The sequence below is a fragment of the Proteiniclasticum ruminis genome (assembly GCF_900115135.1).
In the GTDB taxonomy this organism is placed as follows: domain Bacteria; phylum Bacillota; class Clostridia; order Clostridiales; family Clostridiaceae; genus Proteiniclasticum; species Proteiniclasticum ruminis_A.
In genome coordinates this window covers 40480-67099 of sequence record NZ_FOVK01000009.1, presented here as the reverse complement: position 1 = coordinate 67099, position 26620 = coordinate 40480, and the positions used below count along the sequence as shown (strand labels likewise).

General features: G+C 45.0%; 22 protein-coding genes. 16 read left to right on the top strand and 6 right to left on the bottom strand.

What is annotated here, in order from left to right:
• The first annotated feature begins 5 nt into the window (after nucleotides 1-5).
• Nucleotides 6-1199 (top strand): DUF2812 domain-containing protein, encoded by a 1194-nt coding sequence (locus BM243_RS11710; RefSeq protein ID WP_074912545.1) that lies wholly within the window; start codon nucleotides 6-8, stop codon nucleotides 1197-1199.
• Between the two features lie 165 nt (nucleotides 1200-1364).
• Nucleotides 1365-2771 (top strand): MATE family efflux transporter, encoded by a 1407-nt coding sequence (locus BM243_RS11705; RefSeq protein WP_242943551.1) that lies wholly within the window; start codon nucleotides 1365-1367, stop codon nucleotides 2769-2771.
• A gap of 77 nt (nucleotides 2772-2848) precedes the next feature.
• Here BM243_RS11705 and BM243_RS11700 read toward each other — a convergent pair whose 3' ends face one another.
• On the bottom strand, nucleotides 2849-3295 hold the full coding sequence (locus BM243_RS11700) for a hypothetical protein (protein ID WP_074912544.1): 447 nt from the start codon (nucleotides 3293-3295) through the stop codon (nucleotides 2849-2851).
• 368 nt (nucleotides 3296-3663) lie between these two features.
• On the opposite strand from BM243_RS11700, the gene BM243_RS11695 reads away from it, so the two are divergent.
• The 5 genes from BM243_RS11695 (at nucleotide 3664) to BM243_RS11675 (ending at nucleotide 9159) form a co-directional block, all read left to right on the top strand.
• Nucleotides 3664-5259, top strand: a complete 1596-nt coding sequence (locus BM243_RS11695) for a glutathione ABC transporter substrate-binding protein (protein WP_074912543.1) — start codon at nucleotides 3664-3666, stop codon at nucleotides 5257-5259.
• A gap of 87 nt (nucleotides 5260-5346) precedes the next feature.
• Nucleotides 5347-6276: a nickel ABC transporter permease gene (gene nikB / locus BM243_RS11690; protein ID WP_074912542.1), complete on the top strand. Its 930-nt coding sequence runs from the start codon at nucleotides 5347-5349 to the stop codon at nucleotides 6274-6276.
• A gap of 12 nt (nucleotides 6277-6288) precedes the next feature.
• Nucleotides 6289-7164: an ABC transporter permease gene (locus tag BM243_RS11685; RefSeq protein ID WP_074912541.1), complete on the top strand. Its 876-nt coding sequence runs from the start codon at nucleotides 6289-6291 to the stop codon at nucleotides 7162-7164.
• 22 nt (nucleotides 7165-7186) lie between these two features.
• Nucleotides 7187-8167: an ABC transporter ATP-binding protein gene (locus BM243_RS11680; RefSeq protein WP_074912540.1), complete on the top strand. Its 981-nt coding sequence runs from the start codon at nucleotides 7187-7189 to the stop codon at nucleotides 8165-8167.
• A gap of 17 nt (nucleotides 8168-8184) precedes the next feature.
• A complete protein-coding gene (locus BM243_RS11675) occupies nucleotides 8185-9159 on the top strand; it encodes an ABC transporter ATP-binding protein (RefSeq protein ID WP_074912566.1) in 975 nt (324 codons plus the stop codon).
• A 64-nt stretch (nucleotides 9160-9223) separates the two neighbouring features.
• On the opposite strand, the gene BM243_RS11670 is transcribed toward BM243_RS11675, so the two are convergent.
• On the bottom strand, nucleotides 9224-10666 hold the full coding sequence (locus tag BM243_RS11670; protein WP_074912539.1) for a MerR family transcriptional regulator: 1443 nt from the start codon (nucleotides 10664-10666) through the stop codon (nucleotides 9224-9226).
• Between the two features lie 519 nt (nucleotides 10667-11185).
• On the opposite strand from BM243_RS11670, the gene BM243_RS11665 reads away from it, so the two are divergent.
• A complete protein-coding gene (locus BM243_RS11665) occupies nucleotides 11186-14932 on the top strand; it encodes a DUF7507 domain-containing protein (RefSeq protein ID WP_074912538.1) in 3747 nt (1248 codons plus the stop codon).
• Nucleotides 14933-15049: 117 nt separating this feature from the next.
• Here the strand turns inward: BM243_RS11665 and BM243_RS11660 are convergent, their stop codons facing one another.
• From BM243_RS11660 to BM243_RS11650, 3 genes are all read right to left on the bottom strand, one after another.
• Nucleotides 15050-16228, bottom strand: coding sequence for a sugar ABC transporter permease (locus BM243_RS11660; protein ID WP_074912537.1), 1179 nt, complete (start codon nucleotides 16226-16228; stop codon nucleotides 15050-15052).
• A 22-nt stretch (nucleotides 16229-16250) separates the two neighbouring features.
• The gene (locus BM243_RS11655) at nucleotides 16251-17786 is read right to left on the bottom strand and encodes a sugar ABC transporter ATP-binding protein (protein WP_074912536.1); all 1536 of its coding nucleotides are present in this window, start codon (nucleotides 17784-17786) and stop codon (nucleotides 16251-16253) included.
• 132 nt (nucleotides 17787-17918) lie between these two features.
• On the bottom strand, nucleotides 17919-19040 hold the full coding sequence (locus BM243_RS11650; RefSeq protein WP_074912535.1) for a sugar ABC transporter substrate-binding protein: 1122 nt from the start codon (nucleotides 19038-19040) through the stop codon (nucleotides 17919-17921).
• A 462-nt stretch (nucleotides 19041-19502) separates the two neighbouring features.
• Between BM243_RS11650 and BM243_RS11645 the strand changes: the two genes are divergently transcribed.
• From BM243_RS11645 to BM243_RS11635, 3 genes are all read left to right on the top strand, one after another.
• On the top strand, nucleotides 19503-20393 hold the full coding sequence (locus BM243_RS11645; protein ID WP_074912534.1) for a gamma-glutamylcyclotransferase family protein: 891 nt from the start codon (nucleotides 19503-19505) through the stop codon (nucleotides 20391-20393).
• 166 nt (nucleotides 20394-20559) lie between these two features.
• Nucleotides 20560-21009 carry a DUF2975 domain-containing protein gene (locus BM243_RS11640; protein WP_074912533.1) on the top strand — a complete coding sequence of 150 codons (450 nt, stop codon included), beginning with the start codon at nucleotides 20560-20562 and terminating at the stop codon, nucleotides 21007-21009.
• Between the two features lie 78 nt (nucleotides 21010-21087).
• Nucleotides 21088-21288, top strand: coding sequence for a dodecin family protein (locus BM243_RS11635; RefSeq protein WP_074912532.1), 201 nt, complete (start codon nucleotides 21088-21090; stop codon nucleotides 21286-21288).
• A 146-nt stretch (nucleotides 21289-21434) separates the two neighbouring features.
• On the opposite strand, the gene BM243_RS11630 is transcribed toward BM243_RS11635, so the two are convergent.
• Nucleotides 21435-21857, bottom strand: a complete 423-nt coding sequence (locus BM243_RS11630) for a VOC family protein (protein ID WP_074912531.1) — start codon at nucleotides 21855-21857, stop codon at nucleotides 21435-21437.
• A 241-nt stretch (nucleotides 21858-22098) separates the two neighbouring features.
• Here BM243_RS11630 and BM243_RS11625 point away from each other — a divergent pair, with 241 nt between their 5' ends.
• The 5 genes from BM243_RS11625 (at nucleotide 22099) to BM243_RS11605 (ending at nucleotide 26604) form a co-directional block, all read left to right on the top strand.
• Nucleotides 22099-22959 (top strand): SDR family oxidoreductase, encoded by an 861-nt coding sequence (locus BM243_RS11625; protein ID WP_074912530.1) that lies wholly within the window; start codon nucleotides 22099-22101, stop codon nucleotides 22957-22959.
• A 48-nt stretch (nucleotides 22960-23007) separates the two neighbouring features.
• The gene (gene tsaA / locus BM243_RS11620) at nucleotides 23008-23712 is read left to right on the top strand and encodes a tRNA (N6-threonylcarbamoyladenosine(37)-N6)-methyltransferase TrmO (RefSeq protein WP_074912529.1); all 705 of its coding nucleotides are present in this window, start codon (nucleotides 23008-23010) and stop codon (nucleotides 23710-23712) included.
• A gap of 46 nt (nucleotides 23713-23758) precedes the next feature.
• Nucleotides 23759-25102, top strand: coding sequence for a branched-chain amino acid transport system II carrier protein (gene brnQ / locus BM243_RS11615; protein ID WP_074912528.1), 1344 nt, complete (start codon nucleotides 23759-23761; stop codon nucleotides 25100-25102).
• 202 nt (nucleotides 25103-25304) lie between these two features.
• Nucleotides 25305-25796 (top strand): RNA polymerase sigma factor, encoded by a 492-nt coding sequence (locus BM243_RS11610; RefSeq protein ID WP_074912527.1) that lies wholly within the window; start codon nucleotides 25305-25307, stop codon nucleotides 25794-25796.
• Entirely contained in the window at nucleotides 25789-26604 is an 816-nt protein-coding gene (locus tag BM243_RS11605; RefSeq protein ID WP_074912526.1) for a hypothetical protein, read from the top strand. Before BM243_RS11610 ends, BM243_RS11605 begins: the two co-directional genes overlap by 8 nt.
• The last annotated feature ends 16 nt before the right edge of the window (nucleotides 26605-26620 follow it).

Sequence of the window (26620 nt, the reverse complement as noted above, 5' to 3'; positions counted from 1 at the left end):
CTCATATGAAAAAGAAAAAGAAGTACTATTTTCATCCAAGTACCTTTTCTCTTACTGAAACGGAAGAGTTCTATGAGAGAAAGGCTAAGAAAGGCATGATTCTTGAAAAGAGAGGCCATTATCTCAGCAGATTCCGAAAAGAAGAACCAAAGAACCTTAGCTACCGGGTGGAGATCGTGGACGATAAAAGGCTGGAAGATGGAAAGATTCCAGAGGAACAGATCCTTGTTTATGAGGAATGCGGCTGGACCCATGTATGCGGAAAGCGTCAGATTCAGATTTTTTCTGCAGACAAGAATACAGATCCACCAGAACTCTATACGCAGCCTGAAGATCAGATAGAGTCTATGAAGATATTGAGAAAAAGTTTTCTGAAGGAATTTCTGACGTTGATTGTCACATATGCTATTCTCTTTGCGATACAGATGGCTGGATATCCCAAAAGAAGTGCTGGAGCATATCTCAGATATATTTCAGATAGATTCTATGAAGCGCTTATTGAAATGCCTGCATTTGCATTTCTTGTATTTGGATCGATTGCACTCGGGATCGGGTATTATGCTATAGGAATGATCAGCAGTCAGTACCTGATCTCGAAATTAAGAAAAGGCGTACCGCTTAGGATGATCACCACTTTTGAAAATTTGGTTCGAGTCTGTAAAAAAGGTATTGTTGCAGTATTTGTTTCAGGAGTTCTGATTTTAGGGCTCATTGAAGGTTCCACCTCAGTAAGAGGAGATAGTCCCAGCTCTTTTGAAGGGCCCTTCATAACCCTTGAGGAGCTTCATGAAGGAGAATTTCATGAGGAAGAAACATCCGATGCCTATGAGGGAAAGTATAGAAGCAGGAAGACCATTTTTGGCAAAGTGATAAAAACAAAGGAGTTCAGTAATGGAACTCAAGGATACATCTATCTTGATCAAGAGGTATATCTTATCAAAAGTCAAAGGATTCGAGATCGATTTCTGGAATCGCTGAAAGCCAGTTTATACTACGGAACAGTTGTCAGTGATTTTGAAGCAGTGATTGTCGATGGACTAGATGAAGTCTATGTTAGGAATCAATGGGAAATTGTTGCAGTCAAAGGAGACCTGGTTCTTCGCGTGTTCTATCATACAGATATGGAGCCTTCAAGGGAATCGATTCTGCTGAAGATCTCAGAAAGTCTCAACGATACGTCAGTTTCTAGAAATGAATAGTGGAGTACAAAGGGAAGCGGGTGCTTCCCTTTTGTATCTTTTAGAGGAGAATCTGTACCGGAGAGAAGTCCAGTACGCCGGGAAAACATGGTATATTGAACTATATCAGAAAGAATGAGATATCAGCACAGTGGGTTTTGTACCAGTGTAAGGGAGGGGATAAAGATGGCGGAAACAGAACAAATAAACATGGCGAAAAAAACATCCAAGACGGAGATGATCTTACATGGTCCCATGTACTCCGTGCTTCTTATGATCTCTTTTCCACTCATAGTGAACAATCTCATCATGACGCTCTACAATATGGCCGATGCCTACTTTGTGGGGCAGCTTGGCACCACGGAATTTGCAGCGGTGTCTTTTGTGAATCCCGTGATGTTTCTTTTTCAGGCCATCGGTATGGGGGTTCAGATTGCGGGAACCTCGATCCTCGCGCAGCTCATCGGCCGAAACAAACAGAAGGAAGCAAAAGAGTACGCTTATCATGTGATTCTCTTTAGTGGGTTTATTGGACTGATTCTCGGAGGACTAGGCTATATCTCATCACCCTATATCATTCAGTTCATGGGTGGTGAAGGCCGATTTGGAGCTCTTTCCACAGAGTATCTGAAAATCATTTTCCTGGGTGTGCCTCCGCATATCCTTTTTATGGGATTCATGGCCATCATGAATGCTCAAGGGAACACAAAATCATCCACCATCGTCAACAGCATCGCAGCGGTGGTGAATATCATCCTGGATCCATTTTTCATTTTTTCAGAAATACCCCTATTAGGAATCCGTGGACTTGGCATGGGGGTAGGAGGGGCCGCAGCTGCTACCTCTATTGCTCATGTGGTGCTCATGTTTCTTGGTTACTATATGATGAGAAAAACATCCAAGGCTTTTTCAGTGTCCTTCAAGAATATCCCCTTGGAAACAAAGAAACTGAAGAGGATTATGAAAGTGGGACTTCCCAGTGCAACGGGGCAGTCTGGAGCAGCATTTGGGTTTATCTTGCTCAATACCTTCATCGCATCTTACGGCACTTCTCTTCTGGCGGCGTTTGCCCTGATCAACCGCATCAACAACATCATCATGATGCCGGCCATGGGCATTGGTTCAGGGCTTACCTCCATCGTGGGACAGAATATGGGGGCGAAGAATCCGGAGCGGGTCAAGGAAGGATTCTGGAAAGCGGTGAAGCTTTCTCTTCTCATCAGTCTCGTGGGCAGTGCCCTCATTTATGTCTTCAGAACAGAGCTGATTTACTTTTTCACTCCAACAGCAGAAGAGCTCATGGTGTCCCAAAGCTTGGAGTATCTTATTTATATCCTGCCGACCATACCGCTCATGGGTCTTTTCTCTATTTTCCAGGGACTCTTCCAGGGAGCGGGGCATACAAACTACTCCATGTTCATGGCCATCGGAAGGCTTTGGCTTGTGAGAATCCCATTGATTCTGATCTTCAACCAGTTCACTGGTTTAGGTCAAAGAGGTGTCTGGATTGCCATGAATGTCTCCAATATCCTGGTGGTGCTTTATGGGTACTATATCTATCAGTCCAACCGATGGACAAGAGAAGTGCTCTAACCGGGCTTTCACATGAAAATAGAAAACCATCCTGATTCCAGTTGGAGTTCAGGATGGTTTTTTCAATGCCTAAAAGATTACCTGGCACCTGGAAGATGCCATCTTCTGAGGCCAAAGCTGACGAACTCAGAGGTGTAAAGCATGCTTCTGTCCTTGTCCCAAAGATATGTTTTTTTCACTTCTGATGGGAGTTTCAGCGCTTCAAGATCCACATAAGAGATGGAGCCAGTCAGTGGAAACTGGTTTTCTTCAAAAAACATTTGAAGATTTTTCTCGTCTTTCCATACTATGGGCTCTCGAACTGGATAGACTCCTTGCTTCTCATGATACTCCAGGAAAGCAGAGTGCACCATCTGATACTCCAGCTCATATCGATCATAGGCTTTCTTCTGATAGGTCATGACAAAAAACAGAGAATTTCCCACCAGAAGGAGCAGAAGAAATGTGAAGAGTATGGATAAGGAACTCTGTTTTTTCCGCCTCACTTCAAAGATTGTTTCGAATCTATCTAGTAATTTTGACATATAATCCCCCCCATAATCATAATATATCAAAATAACTGCAAAAAAACTTACAATTGGTAATTTGTGATAAAATTATGAATTTATTATGAAAGCGATTCCCTAAAAACCTACAAATAAACTGAATATTAAGAAATGAATTGCTGTAGGCTAGTGAATTCAAGCATTCTAAAATTTTGGTCATCAAAGTATAATTATCAATTCCTAACACACAAATTACCATTTTGTTAAAATGCTCTTATTTTCAGTTCAATATAATCAGTCATAATGCCAAAAATCTCAAAAGTATCACTTGATAACGTTATGATTTGTGAATATAATGTTCCTATGATTTAGGATTAAATCAGGATAAAAGAAAAGGGGGAACCTTAATGAACAAGAAACGTATTTCATTGCTCGTCAGTATGATCTTGGTTATGGCATTCACCGTAGTGGGATGTTCCGGCGGATCTGAAACACCTCCAGAGGGAGAGACACCTGGCACAGAAGAGCCGGGAGAAGAGCCTGGCGAAGAAGAACCAGGAGAAACTGCAAAGGACACACTCATCGTAGGTATGGGTGCTGATGCGAAGTCTCTTGATCCTCATGCAACCAACGACCAGCCTTCCTCCAGAGTTTCAAAACAGATTTATGAGACTCTAATCAATCAGAATGAAAAAATGGAACTGGAGCCAGGTCTTGCAGAGTCCTGGGATCAGGTAGATGAACTGACCTTTGAATTCAAACTGAAGCAAGGGGTTAAGTTCCATAATGGCGAAGAGCTGACAGCAGATGATGTGAAGTTCACACTTCTGAGAGCTCTGGAATCCACACACATTGGTCATATCGTTGGGGCTATTGATGGCGAGAAGATTGAAGTTGTTGATCCTTATACCATCAGAATCTCCACAAAAGAACCATTTGCTCCACTGCTTGCGCATCTGGCGCACACTGCAACAGGAATTCTCAATGAGAAGGCTGTTACTGAAGGTGGAGAAGACTATGGCCAGAAGCCTGTGGGAACTGGACCATTCAAGTTTGCCAACTGGGTAACCGGAGACAAGATCGAACTGGACAGAAATGATGAATACCATGGTGAAAAAGCCAAGGTAGCTCACGTTGTATTCAGAAACATCGCAGACAATACCACAAGAACCATCGAACTGGAGTCTGGCGGAGTGGACATCGCTTATGATGTGCAGCCTACCGATGTGACCAGAGTCGAAGAGAATGGCGACCTCACACTGTTAAGAGATATGAACCTTTCCACCACATACATCGGATTCAATGCAAACAAAGCTCCGTTTGACAACGTCAAGGTCAGACAGGCGATCAACTATGCACTGGATATGAAGACCATCGTTGATGTAGTGTATGCAGGTGTTGGTGCTCCTTCCAAGGGTCCATTAGGTCCTAACGTTTGGGCGTCCAATCAGGAACTGGATGAATATGGATTTGACATCGAAAAAGCGAAGTCCCTCATGGCTGAAGCTGGATATGCAGATGGATTCAAAACCACCATCTGGACCAATGACAACCAGCAGAGAATGGATATCGCTGAAATCGTTCAGAATCAGCTGAAGGAAATTGGAATTGAAGCAGAAGTTAAGGTTATTGAATGGGGTGCTTACCTGGACGGTACTGCCAATGGAGAACATGACATGTTCATCCTTGGATGGGTAACTGTTACTGGTGATCCGGACTACGGTCTGTACGCACTGTTCCACAGCTCACAGCATGGTGCAGCTGGAAACAGAACTTTCTACAGCAATGCCAGAGTAGATGAACTTCTTGATACTGCTCGTGGAACTGCAGATCCTGCAGCAAGAGAAGCAGCATACAAAGAAGCTCAGGAAATCATCAGAGACGAAGCTCCATGGATCTTCACATGGACTGGAGAAGACCTTACAGGTACTAGAGCAAACGTTAAGGGCTTCACACAGCATCCAGCCGGTCATCATAAGCTTGCGGGTGTATACTTCGAATAATTCAAGATTAATTTAAAAGCATACAGAGAGTATAGGGTCATAGTACTATGGCCCTATCTTGATGTTAATACACAAGGGGGAAATTTTATGTACAAGTATATTCTCCGACGTCTGGTGATGCTGATTCCCGTTATGATAGGCGTATCATTCATTGTATTTACAATGATGTACTTTACTCCAGGAGATCCTGCAAGAATCATGCTGGGAGAATCTGCGCCAGAGGTTGAGGTGCAGAGGTTAAGAGATGAACTGGGACTCAATGACAATTTCTTTGTGCAATATGGAAGATATGTCAAAAATGCGGTGGTACATCAGGATCTTGGTCGTTCCTACATCACCAACCGTCCCGTATTTGATGAAATAGCCGCACGATTTCCCAACACGTTGAAACTGGCGGCATTGGGGGTTCTAGTCGCTGTACTCATAGGAGTGCCCGTGGGAATTATCTCGGCCACGCGGCAGTATTCTCTCTTTGATAACGCATCCATGGTCTTTGCGTTGGTCGGTGTATCCATGCCGAACTTCTGGCAGGGGCTGCTGCTGATTCTATTATTTTCTATACAGCTGGCATGGCTTCCCTCTTCTGGATTTGATACGTGGAAGCACATGATTCTTCCTGCGGTCACCCTGGGAACCAGCTCTGCTGCAATCATTACACGTATGACCCGTTCCAGTATGCTGGAGGTCATTAGACAGGACTACATCCGAACGGCTCGTGCCAAGGGGCAGAAAGAGTCGGTCGTTATTAATAGACACGCGCTGAAGAACGCACTCATTCCAGTTATCACAGTTATTGGTCTTCAGTTCGGTTACCTTCTAGGTGGTGCGGTACTTACAGAATCCATCTTCGGTATCACTGGGGTAGGAAGACTAATGGTAGATGCCATCAAATCAAGAGATATGCTTCTTGTGCAAGGAGGCGTACTTTTCATTGCCGTGGTATTCAGTATCGTGAATCTTGGTGTGGATATTCTTTATGCATATCTTGATCCAAGAATCAAGTCACAGTATAAGTAGGGGGATGGTTCTATGGCGGAAAACACTATAGTGAAAAAGAAGAAAAAGTCCGGCCCATGGCGTGAAGTCTGGCGCAGACTGAAACAAAACAAAGCCGCAATGCTGGGACTTCTCGTAATGGTGATCCTGATTCTAGCAGCAGTTTTTGCAGATTATGTGGCACCCTATGGCTATGATGACCAGGATCTTATGCGCAGATTCCAGACACCAAACAAGGACCATTGGTTCGGTACAGACAATTTCGGACGTGATATCTTTTCAAGGATCGTCTATGGAGCTCAGGTCTCCTTGAAGGTTGGGCTGATTGCTGTGGGTATCGCAATGTTTATAGGTGGTGCCTTGGGTGCTGTCGCAGGCTTTTATGGTGGCAAGATTGATAATGTCATCATGAGATTCATTGATATTCTTCTAGCGGTCCCTTCCATTTTGCTGGCCATTTCCATTGTGGCGGCTTTAGGGCCTGAACTTCGGAATGTTATGATTGCGGTAGGTATTGGTTCTATTCCTTCTTATGGGCGAATTGTAAGAGCTTCGGTATTATCCCTTCGGGACCAAGAGTTCATCGAAGCGGCAAGAGCAGTGGGTGCAGATGATACCAGACTGATTTTAAAGCACATCATTCCAAACTCCATGGCACCACTGATTGTTCAGGCAACCATAGGAGTGGCCAATGCGATTCTTTCTGCAGCGGGACTTGGATTTATCGGGCTAGGCATCCAGCCGCCTCTTGCGGAATGGGGAGCAATGCTGAACAGCGGACGTCAGTATATCAGAGACTATCCACATCTCACGGCTTTCCCTGGTCTTGCAATTATGATTACCATCTTTGCGCTGAACCTTCTTGGGGATGGGCTTAGAGATGCGCTGGATCCAAGACTGAAGAATTAGCGTGCGCTAGGAGGCGAAAGTAATGGAAAAGAAAAAATTACTGGAAATTAAAGATCTGGCCATACACTACATCACCGTTGATGGCGTGGTGAAGGCTGTTCAGGATATGTATCTGGAAATCAATGAAGGAGAAACGTTGGGTCTTGTGGGGGAAACTGGAGCTGGAAAGACCACCACAGCTTTAGGCATCATGCAGCTTGTTCCGGATCCACCGGGAAAGATCATTTCCGGGGAAGTGATTTTTGAGGGGAGCAATCTCATTGGAAAAACACAAGGTGAACTGAGAAGAATCAGAGGGAATGAGATTTCCATGATTTTCCAGGATCCTATGACCTCTCTCAATCCTGTCATGACAGTAGGAGAACAGATCGCTGAAGTTATAAGGCTTCATCAGAATCTCTCTACTCAGGAAGCACTCAATAAAGCTAATGAAATGCTTCTGAAAGTAGGGATTCCTGCAGAAAGAGCCAAGGAATACCCCCATCAGTTCAGCGGTGGCATGAGGCAGAGAGTGGTCATTGCCATTGCCCTTGCGTGTAATCCGAAGCTTCTCATCGCAGATGAGCCCACAACAGCCCTCGATGTGACCATTCAGGCCCAGGTGCTGGAACTTATGAAGAAGCTGAAAACTGAGCTGAACACATCGATGATCATGATCACCCATGACTTGGGAATCGTGGCAGAAGTGTGCGATAAAGTAGCCATCATGTATGCCGGCAATGTCATTGAGTACACGGACAAGGTGCAGCTTTTCACAAGTCCGAAACATCCTTACACCGTGGGACTGTTCAATTCGATTCCTGACATCGAAAGTGATATGGATAGATTGAAGCCAATTAAAGGCCTGATGCCAGACCCAACAAATCTTCCGTCTGGTTGTCCGTTCCATCCAAGGTGCGATAAGGCAATGCCCATCTGTTCTCAGAGAGTGCCTAAGAACACAGAAGTGGCACCGGGACATTTTGTGAAATGTCTCCTTTATGAAGAAGGAGTGGAAAAGTAATGGATGAGGTAAAGGCTATGAATAAAGAAAAACTGCTAGAGGTGAGAAACCTCAAAAAGTATTTTGAAACGAAGAAAGGCCTTCTTCACGCCGTGGATGATGTGAATTTCTTCATCAACAAGGGAGAAACCTTAGGAGTGGTGGGAGAGTCCGGATGCGGAAAATCCACCACAGGACGTGTGGTCTTGAGGCTGCTGGAAGCCACAGACGGAGAGATTCTTTTTGAAGGTCAGGACATCCGCACATTCAACAAGCAGCAGATGAGAAATATGAGAAAAGAGATGCAGATCGTGTTCCAGGATCCCTTTGCTTCTCTGAATCCCAGAATGAGCATAGCAGAGATCATCTCGGAGCCTCTTATAGTCAACAAGGTCTTCAAGGATAAGAAGGAACGAATCAATCGAGTGAAAGAACTGATGGATACTGTTGGTCTTGCAGAAAGACTCACCAATGCTTATCCTCATGAGCTGGATGGCGGAAGAAGACAGAGAATCGGTATTGCCAGAGCTTTGGCATTAAAACCAAAGTTCATTGTTCAGGATGAGCCGGTTTCTGCCCTTGACGTATCCATCCAGGCGCAGATTCTCAATCTCATGGGCGATCTTCAGAAGGAGTTTGACCTCACCTATATGTTTATCTCCCACGATCTTAGTGTGGTGAAGCATGTCAGTGACCGGATTGCGGTCATGTATCTTGGTAAGATCGTGGAGCTGTCTGAGTACAATGTGATGTTTAGAGACCCGCTTCATCCGTATACTCAGGCACTGCTTTCTGCGATTCCTGTGCCAAGAATCGATGTAAAAAGAGAGCGTATACTTCTGGAAGGAGATGTGCCATCTCCCATCAATCCTCCAGAAGGCTGCCGCTTCTATGGACGTTGCAGACATCGTCAGGCCATGTGTAAAGATGTGACTCCAGAGCTTCGTGAAGTGGCTCCGGAACGATTTGTGGCTTGTCATTTTGCAGGAAATCTGAAACCTGCATCCGAATAAAATCTCCTTATAGCTATAGAAGGATCCGGTAACGCTAAGGCTACCGGATCCTTCCCTTTTCATACTATTTTTCTTTGGCGGCATGAAATCTTTGTCGATAAAAGTTCGGTTCCGTTTCGTGGAGTGGCTTCATGTGATTGTGCGTCGGTTCAAAGCCTTCGAACGTGACTTTATTCTCGGTTAGAACACCCAGGGAGTTGAGTGTAAAGGAGTTATAGTAGTCAAAGTCCATCCTGTTCACCAGTTCATCGGCTTTTCTTCTGGTGTCTAGAAGGTTCCAGTCCGGCTCCATGAGAGACAGACTGATGAGGCTCATGAGATCTCCATAAGGATAGACAAAGAAGTCTGTATCCCTGACGTCCACATCAAAGGACACTTCAGTGACGAATCCGCCATTCATGGTAAAACCCAGTGCTGGAGGCTGAGTGACATGATTGGGGAGATAGTAGTCTATGAAATTGTAGGGATCCTCCCAAGCGCCTGAGCGTTTCAAGGATTCTCCGTGAAGATCCATCTGGTAGATTTTTTTGTAATGTGCGAAGTTTTCCGTGAACTCTTCCACAGTGAGATTCCCACGGTTTGGCGGCATGAAATAAAGATACTGAAGAAGGATCAAGATGCCGACAAGGATGAGGGATGAGGCGCTGTATAGAACATATCTCAAGCCTTTTCGGTCTCTGACTCGATAGGAAATCCCCTCGTCCCAGGGTTCCTCTTCTCCCTGAACACATCTATTGTAGGAGATGATGTGGGTAAAAAGTGTTACAACAGGGATCAGAAAACCCATCCCTTCCAGGAGAACCAGGTAGGTTCGATGAAATGCTTCGTGGTACTTCAATGGAACATCTCTGCTTTTTTCGAGGGTCATACCTAGAAGCTTCTTTCCTGGCGTGGTCCTGTAGACCGAGAGAAAAAGAGGCTCCACAAAAAGCATGAGGAGCATCACTGCGCCTTGATCGAGGATTCTCATTGGCGTGGTTCTGCTTAGAAGATCGATTCTGAACAATAGATAGAGAAGCAGATACCAGAACACAGAGTAAAGAAGATAATCAAAAGCTCTGGCAAAGAATCTTCTCAGTGGCTCATAGACTTTAGGCAGCTCATCTTCTTCTGTGGAAGCGTAAAATGCCATGGCTCCATGATTTGAGAGGTTGTCCTTAAGATAGGCTTCCGGGTGAAAGTCATCAAAGGTGCCTTGATCTTCCAGGATGCGTGACACGATTCTGGAAGAAGCCAGATTTTTCTCCTGGTTCCATTGGAGCAGTGCTTGCTGCTTCTCCATCACTTCAGGCAGAGTGAGGCTGCCGCTCTTCAGTTTTTTGAGATCTTCAATGGATACTTGAAGGTGTCTGAGAAGTTTTATTTTTTCAATCATCTCCACATCGGTTTCATCGTAGATCCGATATCCGTTATCTGTTCTTTGGGGGACTAAAAGACCTTCCTTTTCGTAATAGTACAAAGTGGCCCGATCAGTCTGGGTGCGTTTTTCCACATCTTTTATCTTCATGAAGCCAATCCTTTCTGTATGTTTTCTTCATTATAAGGTATGAAGCAGCTTTAGAGTCAATATGAGAAGTGATAAAGTTGAGATTATTCTTGAATTTTACCTTTTGTGGGGAGGTGCCGCCGGAAGAGTGCAGCTCGTAATGTACCCACAACTCTGTAATGTCGAATTATATATTTTTTGCTGAATAAAAGAAATTAAATTAAAATACATATAAGAATAAATGTATAAAATGTTAAGGAGAAGAAATCCATATGATGATTGTTAATTTTCGGAATTGTCTGCTTAAAGCGTTGTAATTGGCCAATAATACTGATAAAATCCAACTATAGAATACAATATATGATAGAAATACTAGGAATTAGATTTGATTTATTTTAAACATATTTGTATAATTTCGAGAATTGATATGAATTACTAGTTATTATTCTGAATTTTCAAAGGTCTCATAATCAATTATAGCAAGAGACAACGTTCCTGTTTCTTTTTCAACGCAAATTGCGTGAAAGGATGTGCAGAAGAATGGCAGCCTACAAAATGCGTCGTGGGCGGGTGCTGAAAGGACTTTCGGCACTGATTGCATTTCTCATGGTGATGACGCTGAACTTCAGTACGAAAATTGTGTATCCTGCAGATTTTGATGGTAGCGTTACCTTAGAAGGATTTAATGTGGACACAAAGGATTGGGATGGAGACTGGACGACGGGTAACCTTGGTAAATCCTATGCGGAAGGAGAGTATTTCCCAGGTAGAGCGAAGATTTCCAATTTCCAGAGCCTTTACCCAGGATTCCAGAACTTTCCGGATCTCACCATCTGGTATAGTGCTGCGTATCCCATTGGTGGCGGTGGCGAGTGGGGTATGTTTGTGGACCTGGTGAAGGGCATTCAGGTTGGTACAGATGAGCTTGGTTTTGCAGAAGGATGGCCCATGGCTGACGGTAATGCTTATCCACTGGGCACAGCAGAAAACGTGAACATCGCTCAGAACCATCCGGGAGAAAATACCTGGGACGGGTATGAACTGCTGAACCTTCCAAATTCTCAGATGAACCGCTCTGCTATATCTGGAACCATCGGTGAAGTTGGTAGTATTTACGATCAAAGAAGATCGTTTATCGTTACGGCTGAAGATATTATGAATGCATTGGAGGCCCAGGGAAAGGATCCTGACACCGTAGATTCGTTCTACATCTATTTTGAGCTTCACCTGGCCAGAACCTCCATTTTCTCGAGAGATCTTCAGAAAGCCTATGCCAGCGGTGCACCTGCAGGCTGGGGTGGCTATATCTATGATACTCTGGACTTTGATCCTATTGGTTATGGTTCAGGACCTGAGACAGGTTCCAGCGGACACTTTGGTATGCTGGATGTGAAAGGAAGCAGAGATGTACAGCTTCCAGATGCACCTGAGACCTATCGTACTGTAACAGGTAAAAAGTTCCTGGATGCCAACAACAACGGAATGTTTGATGTGGGTGAGTCTGGTCTGCCAAACTGGACCATCAAGCTCATAGGTAAAATCGAAGACATTCTGGTACCGCTGGAGACCAAAACTGATGCCAATGGTGTCTATACTTTCGAAGGTCTTTCCTATGGATCGGAGCTTCTCGTTTATGAGATGATGGAACCAAACTATATGCAGACCTATCCAAATAAAGTGGAGTCCCTTCCGATCGGTGCGGTATCCTATAAGGAAGACGTTCTTGGTGAGGTCAGATGGAGATGGAGGATTCCATCCATGCTGATGCCGGATCAAGGATCAACCATTATATCCGGAGTGGATTTTGGTAACTTCCTGCCTGATCCGAAGATTGAAGTGACAAAAACTGGAGACGAACTGTCGAAGATCGGAGACACCATCAAGTTTACCGTTACAGTGAAGAATACTGGTAATGTGCCACTGAATCTTGTAAGCATTTCTGATGACAAGTTTGGTCCACTGGACGCAGGATCTATTGCCAATGGATTTGGACCAAGCTTAGCAGTCGGTGCAACAGAGAGTCATGAGTTTGAGATGATCATTCCTGAAACCGAAGACGATCCATTTATAAATAAGGTGACAGCTGTTTATAAGTATATGGAAGTGGAGGCTAAGGGAGAAGCTACTCATGAAACAAATCTTTTCAAACCAAGCTACACCATTGAAAAGAAAGTTGATAAAGCAAAAGCAGTTCCTGGAGAAACAGTGCACTATACAGTAACCGTGAAGAATACAAGCTCACTGGACACTCCGGAGACAACCTTCGTTCTCACAGATGAACTGCTGGGCTTCAAGGATGCTACAGCGAAAACTTTCAAGCTCCTTCCTGGTCAATCTAAGACCTTTGATGGAGATGAGATGAACTATGTGATTCCAGAGGATTCGGAAAGAGGATCTGTCATAAAGAATGAAGCTTCCTATGTAACCTCTTTTGAGAACTTCCCGAATGTTTATGACGGCAGCGCATCAGCAGAAACAACGGTGGTTTATCCGATCATTAAGATCACAAAGGATGGAGACCCGCTGTCTAAGATTGGGGATGAAGTCACCTACTCCTTTGAAGTGGAAAATATCGGAGATGTGCCTCTGGAACTGGTGAAAGTGTATGACGATAGCTTTAAGTATGACCTGACTGCCCTCTTTACCAAGAAGACTTTTGCTGTGGGCGAGAAGGAAAAGGTCACACAGAAGTTTACGATTCCATCAGACGCAGCAGATCCATTTATCAACAGCGTCACAGCCACATTTAAATATGTCAATGGTTTATTCACAAAAGAAGTATCCAACAGCGATACTCATACTGTGGAGCTGTTCCAGCCTGGCATCACCATTGAGAAGACTGCGGATAAAGACGTTTCCATGATTGGCGACACCATCAACTATAAGATCATTGTAAAGAACACCAGCTCCATGGATGCACCAAATCTCATCTATTCTGTTGTGGATGATCATGCTGGAAATGTTGTGACCGATGCGGAGTTTGCATCTGGTGAATCTAAAGAGTACACCTATACCTACATAATTAAACCTGAAGATGTGAGCCCAGTGAAGAACAAGGCTTCTGTCACCGCATCGCCGAAGGGATTCCCGAACATCCTGGATGCATCGGATTCTCATGAAGTGAAGCTCTTTGTACCGGATATCACCATTGAGAAGACAGCAGATACGGAAATCTCTAAGGTGGGCGACACCATCAACTACACCATTACCGTGAAGAATCTGACAAAAGAAGACTTTGCACCAGACATGAAAGTCCATGTGACGGATCCAATGCTGGGCCTTGATGAGACCTTTGAACTTGCCTCCGGCATGACAAAGACCTTTAAGGTTCCATATGTGGTCAAAGCCGCTGACGATCCTGACTACATGACAAAGTATGGATGGACAGAACTGAAGAATACAGTGAAACTTACTGCAAGTCCAATGGGCTTTGAGCTTCTTTCTAAGTTTGAACTGGAAGACAGCGTATCGGTAGATCTTGTACATCCTCATATCAAGCTGGAGAAGAGTGTCAATACCTCCATGGCTCATGTGGGCGATACCCTGACCTACACGGTGAAGATCACAAATACGGGAGACATTGATCTTGTGAATGTGGTTGTGAAAGATACTCTGGCAGGTACTCTAAGTGGATTTACTGGCTCCTTAGCCATAGGCGCTTCTGAAGAAGTACAGTATACGAGACTGCTGACCACAGCGGATATCGGCATGCTGGAAAATACAGCGTCTGTTCTTGCCAATCCTGCAGGACTTCCCAATGAGATCAGAGACAGTGACACAGAGATTGTGGAAGTCAGACAGAGGCTCTATATGGAGACCGGATGGGCCTTTGGTGGAGACTATGCCATCCCAATCAATACTTTAGTTGGCAATGCTAAATGGGGATGGACCAATGGACCACTGCCTGAAGGCAGCTACATCTTCCCAATCTATACAGGAGCAGGCCAGAATGATGTCACCAAGGGACTTCTTGCAGGCAAACTGTATGTAGAGTACCACGACAAGCTGGTATCCTTACGATACGAGATGGAGCCTGGATTCTCCCTGAAGAAGATTCACCTCTATGTAGGAGAAACACCTCTGCCAGTGAAGAAGACCGGAAAGACATCGGTATACACAGCAGATCCTGGACAGTTCCCATATAAGCCAGTCATCACAGACCAGACCACAAGCTTCACCTATGAGATTACGTTAAAGAAAGCTGGTCCAATCTACATCGCAGCGCATTCTGAGACCTATGTTCCTTTCTGGGAGATGAATGCTTTCTATAATACAACCAAGTACTAGACATCTTCCAGTGACAGAAAAATAAAGTAAAAAGGAGATTCCATGGCCTATGCCAGAATCTCCTAAGGACATAAAAACAGGAACCATCCCTTTTGGGTGGTTCCTTTCTTTGTTGTGCTATTTTGCTTTGTTTCGGGTCTGCACATCGAAAACCACAGCAAGAATGAGGATGGCACCACGGATGATGTACTGGTACGATGCCCCTACATTCAGGAGGTTCATACCGCTGGTCAGTGAAGCCATAACCAGGGCTCCGATGATGGAGCCTGTGACCTTTCCTACGCCACCTGCCGCGGAAACACCGCCCACATAAGCAGAGGCGATGGCATCCAGTTCAAATCCTGTTCCAGCGGTGACCGTTGCAGACTGGAGCCTTGCGGTGTATAGAATACCGGAAAGGGCAGCCAACATGCTCATGGAGGAGAAGACGAAAAGGGTGACCTTTTTCACGTCGATACCGCTAAGTTTTGCCGCCTCATCATTGCCGCCCACTGCATAGATGTGTCTTCCCAGAACGGTCTTTGTGGTGAGGAAATGATAAAGAGCCACCACGATGAGGACAATGACAACGGTCCAGGAAAGACCGTTATAGTCCGAGAGGATATAGGTCACATAGGCGATGAGCGCGGATACAAACACCAGCTTGATGTAGAAGATCTTGATGGGCACCACTTCAAATTGATATTTCAGCTTATTTTTCCGGTTCTTGAACTGGGCCAGAATGAAGAAAACGATGAAAAGTGCGCCGATGACTAAGGTCAATGTGTGAAAGCCCGGAAGGAGCTTCACGGGGTCCGGGATATAACCGACTCCGATGTTGTTGAAGGTTTTATTCGGGATGATAATGGTTCCGGTTTTTGCTGTGACCTGGAGAAGAGCTCCTCTAAAAATCAGCATGCCTGCCAGGGAAACCACAAAGGCTGGAAGCTGAAGCTTTGCGACCATGAAGCCATTGAAGAGTCCGATGAGGATACCCAGAAAGAGAATGATGGGAATCACAAGGAGCACAGGCAGATCCCAGGAAGTCATGAGCATTGCTGCCACAGCCCCTAGAAATCCTGCCACATATCCCACAGACAGATCAATATGCTTGATGATGAGGATGAGGGTCATGCCGACTGCAAGGACGGCGATGTAGCCCATGGAGTTTATGAGGTTGCTGATGTTTCGGGGAGACATGAACACGCCATCACTGAGGATGGAGAATACGAGCATAATGGCAAAAAGGGCAATGAACATGCCGTATTCACGGATATTTTTCTTGAGCATGGTTTTGAGATCGTTAAGCAGTTCCATTTTTTCTTCCTCCTCTTTGTTCTCAGACTGTGGCAAGTTCCATGATTTTATCCTGGGTGGCGTCTTCCACAGTCAGTTCGCCTGTGATTTTGCCTTCTGCAACCACGTAGACGCGGTCGCTCATACCGAGGATTTCCGGAAGCTCGGAGGAAATCATGATGATGCTCATGCCTTCTTTGACCAGGCTGTTGATGATGGTGTAGATCTCAAACTTGGCGCCTACATCGATGCCTCGGGTGGGCTCATCCAGAATGAGAACCTTGGGTTTTGTGTTCAGCCATTTGCCCAGGGAAACCTTCTGCTGGTTTCCACCGCTTAAGTTTCTTGTGAGCTGCTCCACCGAAGGGGTTTTGATGCCAAGGGATTTCCGGTAGGATTCTCCTACGGTGATTTCTTCATTGTCATTGACAATGCCGCTGGAGGAGATGCCCTTGAGATTGGCCAGGCTGATGTTGTTCTTAATATCCTGAAGAAGGATCAGTCCTTCCTTTTTTCGGTCTTCAGTGACATAGGCGATGCCTTTTTTGATGGCATCTTTCGGATGATGGAAGGTATGCTTCTCACCGTCGACAAAGATGTCTCCCTCCATTTTAAATCCTTTTGGGTTCCCGAAAATGCAGGAGGCAAGCTCTGTCCGTCCTGCGCCGATGAGTCCGGCGATGCCCACCACTTCTCCTTTTTTCGCATGTATGCTGACGTTTTTCAGCACCTTTTTGCCGTTTTTAGGATCTACAGCGCTGAGGTTTCTCACTTCCAGAAGCGTTTCTCCCAGATTCTTCTCCAGCCTTTTGGGGAAGATGTCATCAATGGCTCTGCCCACCATGTTTCGGATGAGGACTGGTTCAGAGATTTCTCCCTTCTCTTTGGACAGGGAGCAGATGGTCTTGCCATCCCGAAGGACGGTGACGGTATCCGCGATGTATATGACTTCCTTCAGCTTATGGCTGATCATGATGGAGGTGACGCCTTCTTTTTTCAGTTCCAGAAGAAGCTCCAGAAGGTTTGCGGAGTCGTCGTCGTTTAGCGCTGCCGTGGGCTCATCTAGGATGATGAGGCTCACTTCTTTGCTGAAGGCCTTGGCGATTTCTATGAGCTGCTGCTTGCCGACGCCCAGTTCCTTGATTTTCGTTTCGGGGTTTATGTTGAGTCTTACTTTTTTCAGCATTTCTTTGGACATTTTGATGGTCTCGTTCCAGTCAATGAATCTGCCTTTTCTGATTTCGTGGCCCAGATAGATGTTTTCATAGACAGAAAGCTCAGGAATCAAGGCGAGCTCCTGATAGATGATGGCAATGCCTGCTTTTTCGCTGTCATGGATGCCCTGATACTTTTGAACCTGACCATTGAGGATGATATCTCCATCGTAGGATCCATAAGGCCATACGCCGGAGAGCACCTTCATCAGGGTGGATTTACCGGCACCGTTTTCCCCAACAAGGCAGTGGATCTCTCCACGTCTTACTTTGAAATTCACATCATCCAGGGCTTTTACCCCCGGGAAGACTTTGGTGATGTTTTTCATTTCCAGAATATAATCTGTCTGAAGAGCAGTTTCCATATTTTCCCTCTCCTCTGTTTGCGGATGCCCGGAAAAGACCAAAGTTTTTCCAGGTCTCGTATATCATAAATAGTGAAAGCCAAAATGGCTTTCACTATCTGATGGTACTTTATTTTTTTGGTGGCTGAGCTGCTATTCCAGTCCAGTAAACTCGGATGCTTCATAATATCCGGAGTCAATGAGGGCTGCCTTCACATTTTCCTGATCCACAGTAATAACTTCAGTCTGCTTTGCAGGAACTTCTTTGTTCTTGTTGTCATAGGCGCCTGTGGTTCCAGGAGTTTCACCTTTTAGAATGGAAACAGCCATGTCAATGGAGTCTTTTACAAGAGTTCTCACGTCTTTAAATACGGTCATGGACTGTTTTCCGTCGATGATGTACTGAACGGAAGCTTTTTCAGCATCCTGTCCTGTTACAACAAAGCTTGTCACATCAGTGTCTGTGGCAAAGGTGTCTGCAATGGATCTTGCGGTTCCATCGTTTGGTGCCAGGATAAATACATCGCCCTTGTCTGCAGCAGATGCGGCAGTCAGGTGAGATTCAGCCTTGTTCTTTGCTTCATTGAAATCCCAGTTGGTGGTGATCTGTCCGATGATCTTGGACATTTCATCACGGGTCAGCTCAGCTTTGTCCTGAAGTGCGACAGCTTCTGGGGAGTTCTTGATGACAAAGGTGCCATCCTTGACTTTAGGCTGAAGAACGCTCCATGCGCCTTCAAAGAACAGGAATGCATTGTTGTCTGTTGCTGCACCGGCATAGAGATAGAGTGGATTGTCTTTGCCGGAAGCTTTGTCAATGAGATACTGACCTTGGGCCGCACCAACAGCAACGGAGTCAAATGTCACATAGTAATCTACAGCGTCTGTACCCGTTATGAGTCGGTCATAAGAGATGACTTTGACGCCTTCAGCAGCGGCAGCTTCAGCAGCAGCGGCAGCGGCATCTCCATCGTGTGGGCAGATGATCAGTACTTTGATTCCCTTGGTCAGAAGTGATTCCACATTTTCTTTTTCCTTCGCAGAGGATCCTTGGCTGAAGAGAATTTCTACAGAATAGTCTGTATCTGCGAGAGCTTCCTTGAATCTGGTCTCATCCTGTACCCAGCGGGGCTCATCTTTTGTAGGAAGAACGATCCCGATATCCACACTGCCATCGCCATTTCCTTCAGTATCGCCAGAGGAACAGGCTACGGAAAACAGCATCATCGCGGAAAGCACTGCGGATAAGATGACAAGTTTACGGTTCTTTTTCATTCTTTTACCCCTCTCTTTTTTTGACAGCAAAAACTGCCGGTTCTGTATAAGCGCTGCTAACTTCACTGAATTTTCAGCCAATTTAAAGCGAAGTTCAGCCCTTTTCAGAGTCGGAGAATAGCTGTCGAAATTTAACAAGCCTATGAAGGTTTGTTCGTATTTAGTTTAACGAATCAGGTAAACGTTGTCAATCTTGTTCGTACAGGATTAAGAATTATTGGAAAAATGAAGATTTAGGTTGGATTAAACTTTAGTATCTGAAAAAAAGGGGTCGATTTTCTTGTTATTGATATTGACGTACTGTCATCCAACTGAAGGCTTGGGACGAGATCTGATGACAGAGTTGTATTTTCATTTTGTTCTTTTCGAAGTAAGATACAAATAATGAGATTCAGAAGGAATGAGAAATACTAGAAGTTCTGATGAATCACTGAACAGAGAAAACCGAAGGGAGAGAAGAGCATGACAAGACTGTTTGTCTATGGGACACTGATGAGAGGATATAGAAATCATGAGGCATATCTTTCTGGAAGCAGATATCTTGGAGAGGCTCAGCTGAGAGGCTATGCACTATATCACCTGGGGAGCTATCCTGGGATCAAAGAAGAGAAGGACGGTACAGTCTTAGGTGAGATCTATGAAGTCGACAGTGAAACTTTGCAGCGGATTCATCACCTGGAAGAAGAAGGGCATCTTTACAGCTACCGGGAAGTTTCCGTATGGCAGGAGGGCTCCATGCTCTATACTGTGGGCACCTATGTGTATCTTCATGAAGTGGAGAAGGAGAGTAAAGTGGCACTGACAGATCAGCCCTGGGTCCCCAAGGAAGAACTCATCTGGTACGTTTCCTATGGGTCCAACATGCTCTTTGAGCGGTTTAGGTATTATCTGGAGGGCGGACGCTTCCGAGGGCTTGGGAGACATCAGAAAGAATGTACGGACAGAAGGCTCCCAAGAAGAAAGAAGAAGGTCACCATACCCTTTGACATGTACTATGGTGGACGATCAGGCTCCTGGGAAGGAAAAGGCGTCTCTTTTCTGGATACCACTAAGCCTGGAGAAGCCTATGGCGTGGCCTATCTTGTGACAAAAACCCAGTATGAGCATATCCTACGGGAAGAAAATGGTGGAAATGAACCGGACGAAGACACATCCTGGTACGGTCTTCCAGTGAAGCTGAAGGATATCGAGGGCATTCCTGCCATAACCTTCACCAGTAAAAGAGTGAAGGCAAAAAATGATGCGGGAGCACTTTATAAAAGCGTGCTTTTGGAAGGGCTGCTGGAAAATTATCCCAATGTGGAGAAGACTCTTCTGGAGGAGTACGTGGAAGATCGGAACGTATTGAGATAAGTCTTTCCACGCGGTTCTCCAGGAACAGTTCAGGAATCGAGAAATAGTATAAAATTGAATAATAATATATTTTTATTGTTATTCAATAAAAATGATGATAAAATAGCTCTGAGTTTACAGTGGAGTGAGATCTTCTGTAAATACCTTACAGCAGAGTGTGATTAGAATGAAAAAGATGAATACATGGTACAGATGGTACTTAAAAGGTTTTCTGGTGCTTTTGACGGTTGTGATTGTGGGGGTCTCTTTGATGCTTCTGTTCTCTCTTTTGGAAGAGCCTGTGAATCCACGCTATGCGGGCTTACTGTATCCTCTCATTGGCGGGCTGTACCTGTCCATCCTGCCCGTGATTTATCTCCTTCAGCTCATGTTGAGCTTGCTGAAGGAAAGAGTGGATGAAGTGGGGAAGAACAGGCAAAGAGTATGGAGAAAAGCCAGGGCAGCTGCCATGGTCTTTAGTATGATTTTTGTGCTGATGCTGCCCTTTACTTACCGTCTGGCAGACTATGACGATGCACCTGGACTCATTCTATTCTTCAGTTTACCCATCTTATTTGGGGGAGCGGCTTATGCGCTTTTCAGTCTCTTTTTAGAGAAGGAACAAGAGCATTCATAGATTGTTTGGTGTTTCCTCATAGTTTCTCTATGCTTCTTTGTTATGATGATAAAAAACAAAGAAGGAGGTCCTAAGGTTATGGCAGTTGTGAAAGTCATTGAGCTTCTAGCGGAATCTAAAGATGGCTGGGAAGCCGCAACAAGAGATGCAGTGAAGGAAGCTTCAAAAACCGTGAAGAACATCAAGTCTGTGTATGTGAAAGAAATGCAGGCTGTGGTAGAGGGCGATGAAATTACTACGTATAGAGTGAATGTCAAAATATCTTTCCTCGTAGACTGAATAAAAGAGCTGCAGCAAAAGCTGTGGCTTTTTTTGGCTCTGTTTGTGAATAGTGTTGAAATTCACAGATTGTAAAAGGGATTCGATTGAATCCCTTTGTGTCGTAATATATAAAATTTGCATAGTAATTTTACATCAGAGTTAGCCTATTTTATACGTTGAAACATCGGATGACTTTCTATAAATTGAACTAAATCCCAAAGATTTCCGTATAAATCTTTGAAAACTGCTACAGTTCCGTATGATTGTTCTTTGGGTTCTCTAACAAATTCAATTTCTTTTGCTATCATTTCATTATAGTCTCGCCAAAAGTCATCTGTTCCAAGAAACAAGAAAACTCTTCCTCCTGCTTGGTTTCCAACAAAAGATTCTTGTTCTGGCTTTGAAGCTCTTGCAAGTAATATTGTAGTTCCAGATGAACCTGGCGGTGATATGACTACCCAACGCTTATCTTGTTCTGGTTGATAGGTATCTTCGATTAAGTTAAAATGAAGTTTCTTTGTGTAAAATTCAATGGCTTCATCATAATCTTTTACAACCAAAGCAATATGTACAACAGATTGTATCATTTCTTAATCCTTCTTTCTTTGTAAAATACATAGTCATGCGTTATAACAACTTAATCTATATTGATATTATACTAAATTTTCAAATGACATTCCATTTTCAACACAGATTTCAAACAGATCCTTTTTTTGTATTTTGGAGAAAATTGACTGTGGATCCCTGATGTTTCCCTAATATTGAAGCGGGAGGATCTGTGATAAGATAGAAAGAAAAGTTATGGCATAAAGCAAAGGGGAAATGAGAATGGAAAAGAAAATCGCCCTGGTGACCGGCGCCAATTCAGGTATGGGCATGGCTTCTGCCAGAATGCTGGCAAGAAAAGGATATTTTGTGCTGATGCTGGTCCGCAGTGAAAAAAGAGGAAACGAAGCCTTCAATATGCTGAATGAAGAGCAGCCAGGCTGCTTTCAGCTGATTCTCTGCGATCTGTCGGATCTTCAGTCCGTCCGAAGGGCGGCTGCATCTATTGGAGAAACCTATGAGAAAATAGACGTGATGCTGAATAACGCTGGGGTCATCACCACCCAAAGAGAGCTCACGAAAGAAGGACTGGAGATGCAGTTTGGCGTGAACCATGTGGGACACTTTCTTCTGACCATGCTTCTTCTACAGAAGCTTCAAAAAGGTAGCCGAATTATCCAAGTGGCTTCCGGTGCCCATAAATGGGGAGATATTTATTTTGAGGATCTGTCTCTTGAAAAAAGTTTTCGTCCTTTCAAGGCCTATGGACAGTCGAAGCTTGCCAATGTGCTCTTTGCCAAAGAGCTTTCAAAGAAGCTTACGCCATATGGTATTGCGGTGAACAGCTGCCATCCTGGTGCTGTCGCCACCAACATGGGCGTGAACCGGGAGACTGGGTTTGGGAGAGGCATCACAAAGCTTCTGAAGCCATTTTTCAGAAGCCCTGAGGATGGGGCAGCCACTGCGGTGTATCTGGCCACAGACCCTTCTGTGGAAGGAATCACTGGAGAGTACTTCTACAATGGAAAATCGGCAAAGGTCTCCACAAAAGCCCGGAATGAAGAACTTTCAAGGAAGCTTTTTCAGTGGACAGAGGACTTCACGGGAGTCTTTTTCAAGGATATAGAAGAGAAACTAAAATAAAGTAAGGAGCACTCCGGTGCTTAACGGATAGAAAGAAAGGTGCGGTATATGAAGGAAGCAACAACAGGAAACCAAAAAATAGAGATAGACATCATTGCAAGAATTGAGACGGATTTTCCCTCAAAGTTCGGCATTCCAAGACAGGGTGGTCTTGTGGAGGATTTAGAAGGGAGAATCGTCTTTGAACCGGGCTACAGAACAGAAGATGCAGTGAAAGGCATGGAGAACTTCACCCACCTGTGGCTCATCTGGCAGTTCTCAGAAGCTGTGGAGGGAGGATGGACACCGACGGTAAGGCCCCCAAGGCTTGGAGGAAACAAGAGACTGGGTGTATTTGCCACAAGATCTCCTTTTAGGCCAAACCATCTGGGTCTGTCTGCTGTAAAGCTGAAAGGGGTGGAGATGGATCCTGTGAAAGGGCCGGTTCTTCTGGTGCAAGGGGCAGATCTTATGAATGGAACCCCCATTGTGGACATCAAGCCCTATCTGCCTTATTCAGACAGCCATGAGGAAGCCCGGTGCGGGATCTTTGAAGTGGAAAAACCAAAGCTTTCTGTGGATATTCCAAAAGAACTTGTGGATAAAATCATTCCAGAAAAGTATGCAGCCCTGGTTTCGGTGCTGAAAGAAGACCCAAGGCCTTCGTATCAGAACGATCCGGAAAGAGTCTATGGCCTGAGCTTCGGGGGAATGAATGTCAGGTTCCGTGTGGAAGATCTTGATCTCACCGTGCTTTCTGTAGAGATCCTATGATAGAATAGGAAGGATATTTTATTATTTTATAGAAAGAGGAAATACTTTGAACAAGAAAAACAATACTTCAACGTACATCATTGTCGGCACCATGCTCTTTGGCATGTTTTTCGGTGCAGGAAACCTGATTTTTCCCATTCAGATGGGACAAAGTGCAGGGACAGAGTTCTTTGGTGCTTTAGCTGGATTTCTCACTACTGCCATCGGTCTTCCATTTTTAGGCATTCTGGCCATGGGGCTTTCTGGCGCCAGTGGTCTGAAAGAACTGGCGGATAAGGTGCATCCAGTGTTCTCCCTGATTTTTTCCGTAGCTCTATATCTCACCATCGGACCACTCTTTGCCATTCCAAGAACGGCTACGGTTCCTTTTGTGGTGGGGTTTGAGCCCTATCTCAAAGAAGGACAGTCTGGCCTTTTTCTGTTCCTGTTCAGTCTGCTGTTTTTCTCCCTGGTGTACTACTACGCCTTAAAACCTGGAAAAATAGTGGATTATATCGGAAAATATCTGACACCGCTGTTTCTTCTCTTTCTCTTTTTCCTGATTCTCACGAGCCTTCTGAAGCCCATGGGGAGTTTTCAAAGCCCCTTGGGGACTTATGTGAAGGAAAGCTTTGTCACCGGGTTCAAGGAAGGATACAACACCATGGATGCTCTGGCCTCTCTTGCCTTTGGCATCGTGGTCATCCAGGCTCTAAAAGGAAGAGGCATCACCTCTCAAAAGGATATGGCCAAAGCCACGCTGATTTCAGGTATCTTTGCCATGGCGCTCATGGCGCTCCTCTATGGGCTCATTGTCTATATGGGGGCATCCAGTGTAGGGATTCTTGGTACCTTTGAAAATGGCGGCCAGGTTTTTTCCGCCGTGGCGAAGCATTATTTTGGGGATTATGGCGCGGTGCTTCTTGCAGCCATCATTGTACTGGCCTGCCTCAAAACCAGCATCGGTCTCATCATTTCCTGCAGTGAGTTTTTCAAGGAGACCTTCGGGAGATTCTCTTATAAAACCTATGTGAGGATCCTTACGCTGGTGTCTCTCCTTGTGGCAAACTTTGGCCTCACGAAGATCATCCAGCTGGCAGTGCCGGTGCTTATGACCATCTATCCCGTAGCCATTGTACTGATCCTTCTTAGTCTTTTGTCGGGAATCCTGCCCCTGAAAAGGCCAGTGTTTCTCATGGCGATTCTTCTCACCTTTGCTGTCAGCATCCTGGATGGGTATGTGTCGCTTCTGCAGTTTATGCCTTCCGTTTCCGTGGGCTTCTTTAGCAGCATTCTGGAGTTTTATAAAAATTATCTGCCCCTTTACGATCTTGGTCTTGGGTGGATTCTTCCGGCGGCTCTTGGCGCTTTCGTGGGCGCTTTGTATGCGCAGCTTCGAAAGTCTCATTAATAATAAAATGTGTAGGAGCTTCGGGAAACCGGAGCTTTTTTCATTGTAGAGCGCAGCTCCTTCTGCTATGATTTTCTCACCAAATGAAAAGAAGTCCTGTGAAAAGATACTTTGACACCTCATCTTCAAGTATTTTTTCGCCCTTGTGACTTTTTTTCAGTCTCCAGGGTATTCCTAATAAAGAGAGAAGGGAGGAAGGAACTTGCAAAGAGAAGACCACCATGAACCCGGGATTCAGACGGTCATTCTGAACCAGTACGATAGAGTGTTTAAACTGGCCTATGCCAGAACAAAAAACCGCCATGACGCCGAGGATGTGACACAGGAAGTGTTCCTGCGCTATGTTCGGACGCGGCCGGTATTTGAGAACGCAGACCATGAGAAAGCATGGTTTTTGCGGGTCACCATGAACTGCAGCAGCAGCCTCCATTCCCTTCTCTCCAAAGTGCAGAAGATGCCTCTTCAGGATCAGGACGGATATGTATCCTCCCCTGAGGAAGATGTGCTGAAAGAAGTGCTTCATCATCTGCCCCAAAAGTACCGCACGGTGCTGCATCTTCATTATTATGAGGACCTGAAAATTAAAGATGTGGCAAAGCTTCTTGGCCTGAAAGAGTCTGCGGTGAAAATGCAGCTCACAAGAGGCAGAAAGCTGTTACAAGAAGAACTGGAAAAGGAGGATGGTTATGTCTAGGGAAGAGTACAGGAATCTCTGGAAAAACGTAGAGCCCAGGAAAAAACATCAGGATGAACTGATGGAAAAACTGACAAATAAAGAAGATGAGGTGTTCACCATGGATCAAAAGAAAAACAGAAAACCCTTGTATGGAACCGTGGCCGCTTTTGCCCTGCTGGCCGTGATTCTCGTTGGAAACAGCTTAGCTGGAAAGAATCCTGGAACAGGGACCCCAAGTGGGGAACCTGGGATCATAAAATACAGCGATCTTCTCTTTGAAGAGCCTGTCCTTGTGGAAGCGCCAGAACCGATGGAAGGACAAAGTGGAAAGATCATGCCCTTTACGGAAGAGCTTCTTACGGAAAGCGCGGTCTTCATCAAAGGAACCGTCACGGACATTGACTTTCAAAATGATCAGGTCCTTTATACAGTGCTGGTCAGTAAAGTCTATGGGCCCTCGGAAGGTGTGGAAGAAGGAAAGAGCATCACCGTCACGAATGATCTTTATACCTATACCTCTTTGGCAGGCAGTGTGGAGAAGCTCCAGGTGGATAGAACATATCTAGTTCCGCTGACGCTTAGAGAAGAAGAGGGGCAGGAAATCTATTCCGTGCTTTACCCCTTTGCCCCTCAGATTCAGATGACCAAGGATGGAAAGTTTCTGTATCCAGATCATTACACTTCTCTGGATAAAGAAGAGGCCAAGGTGGTGGAGATGGATACGGAGGAAGGCTATGGCTATTATGGCACCATGAAGCTTCGGGATGATGACCTCTTTGAGAAGGAACTGGAGAAGCTGGCAGAAACATATTTAAGCCAACCTTAAAATGAACATAGAGACA

What these genes read in the sequence shown, in the direction of transcription:
- BM243_RS11655 (WP_074912536.1), bottom strand. Translation starts at nt 17,786, where the DNA reads ATGGAAACTGCTCTTCAGACAGATTATATTCTGGAAATGAAAAACATC.
- BM243_RS11705 (WP_242943551.1), top strand. Translation starts at nt 1,365, where the DNA reads ATGGCGGAAACAGAACAAATAAACATGGCGAAAAAAACATCCAAGACG.
- BM243_RS11670 (WP_074912539.1), bottom strand. Translation starts at nt 10,666, where the DNA reads ATGAAGATAAAAGATGTGGAAAAACGCACCCAGACTGATCGGGCCACT.
- BM243_RS11710 (WP_074912545.1), top strand. Translation starts at nt 6, where the DNA reads ATGAAAAAGAAAAAGAAGTACTATTTTCATCCAAGTACCTTTTCTCTT.
- tsaA (WP_074912529.1), top strand. Translation starts at nt 23,008, where the DNA reads ATGAAGGAAGCAACAACAGGAAACCAAAAAATAGAGATAGACATCATT.
- nikB (WP_074912542.1), top strand. Translation starts at nt 5,347, where the DNA reads ATGTACAAGTATATTCTCCGACGTCTGGTGATGCTGATTCCCGTTATG.
- BM243_RS11685 (WP_074912541.1), top strand. Translation starts at nt 6,289, where the DNA reads ATGGCGGAAAACACTATAGTGAAAAAGAAGAAAAAGTCCGGCCCATGG.
- BM243_RS11635 (WP_074912532.1), top strand. Translation starts at nt 21,088, where the DNA reads ATGGCAGTTGTGAAAGTCATTGAGCTTCTAGCGGAATCTAAAGATGGC.
- BM243_RS11645 (WP_074912534.1), top strand. Translation starts at nt 19,503, where the DNA reads ATGACAAGACTGTTTGTCTATGGGACACTGATGAGAGGATATAGAAAT.
- BM243_RS11680 (WP_074912540.1), top strand. Translation starts at nt 7,187, where the DNA reads ATGGAAAAGAAAAAATTACTGGAAATTAAAGATCTGGCCATACACTAC.
- BM243_RS11665 (WP_074912538.1), top strand. Translation starts at nt 11,186, where the DNA reads ATGGCAGCCTACAAAATGCGTCGTGGGCGGGTGCTGAAAGGACTTTCG.
- BM243_RS11605 (WP_074912526.1), top strand. Translation starts at nt 25,789, where the DNA reads ATGTCTAGGGAAGAGTACAGGAATCTCTGGAAAAACGTAGAGCCCAGG.
- BM243_RS11660 (WP_074912537.1), bottom strand. Translation starts at nt 16,228, where the DNA reads ATGGAACTGCTTAACGATCTCAAAACCATGCTCAAGAAAAATATCCGT.
- BM243_RS11700 (WP_074912544.1), bottom strand. Translation starts at nt 3,295, where the DNA reads ATGTCAAAATTACTAGATAGATTCGAAACAATCTTTGAAGTGAGGCGG.
- BM243_RS11650 (WP_074912535.1), bottom strand. Translation starts at nt 19,040, where the DNA reads ATGAAAAAGAACCGTAAACTTGTCATCTTATCCGCAGTGCTTTCCGCG.
- BM243_RS11630 (WP_074912531.1), bottom strand. Translation starts at nt 21,857, where the DNA reads ATGATACAATCTGTTGTACATATTGCTTTGGTTGTAAAAGATTATGAT.
- BM243_RS11675 (WP_074912566.1), top strand. Translation starts at nt 8,185, where the DNA reads ATGAATAAAGAAAAACTGCTAGAGGTGAGAAACCTCAAAAAGTATTTT.
- BM243_RS11640 (WP_074912533.1), top strand. Translation starts at nt 20,560, where the DNA reads ATGAAAAAGATGAATACATGGTACAGATGGTACTTAAAAGGTTTTCTG.
- BM243_RS11625 (WP_074912530.1), top strand. Translation starts at nt 22,099, where the DNA reads ATGGAAAAGAAAATCGCCCTGGTGACCGGCGCCAATTCAGGTATGGGC.
- BM243_RS11695 (WP_074912543.1), top strand. Translation starts at nt 3,664, where the DNA reads ATGAACAAGAAACGTATTTCATTGCTCGTCAGTATGATCTTGGTTATG.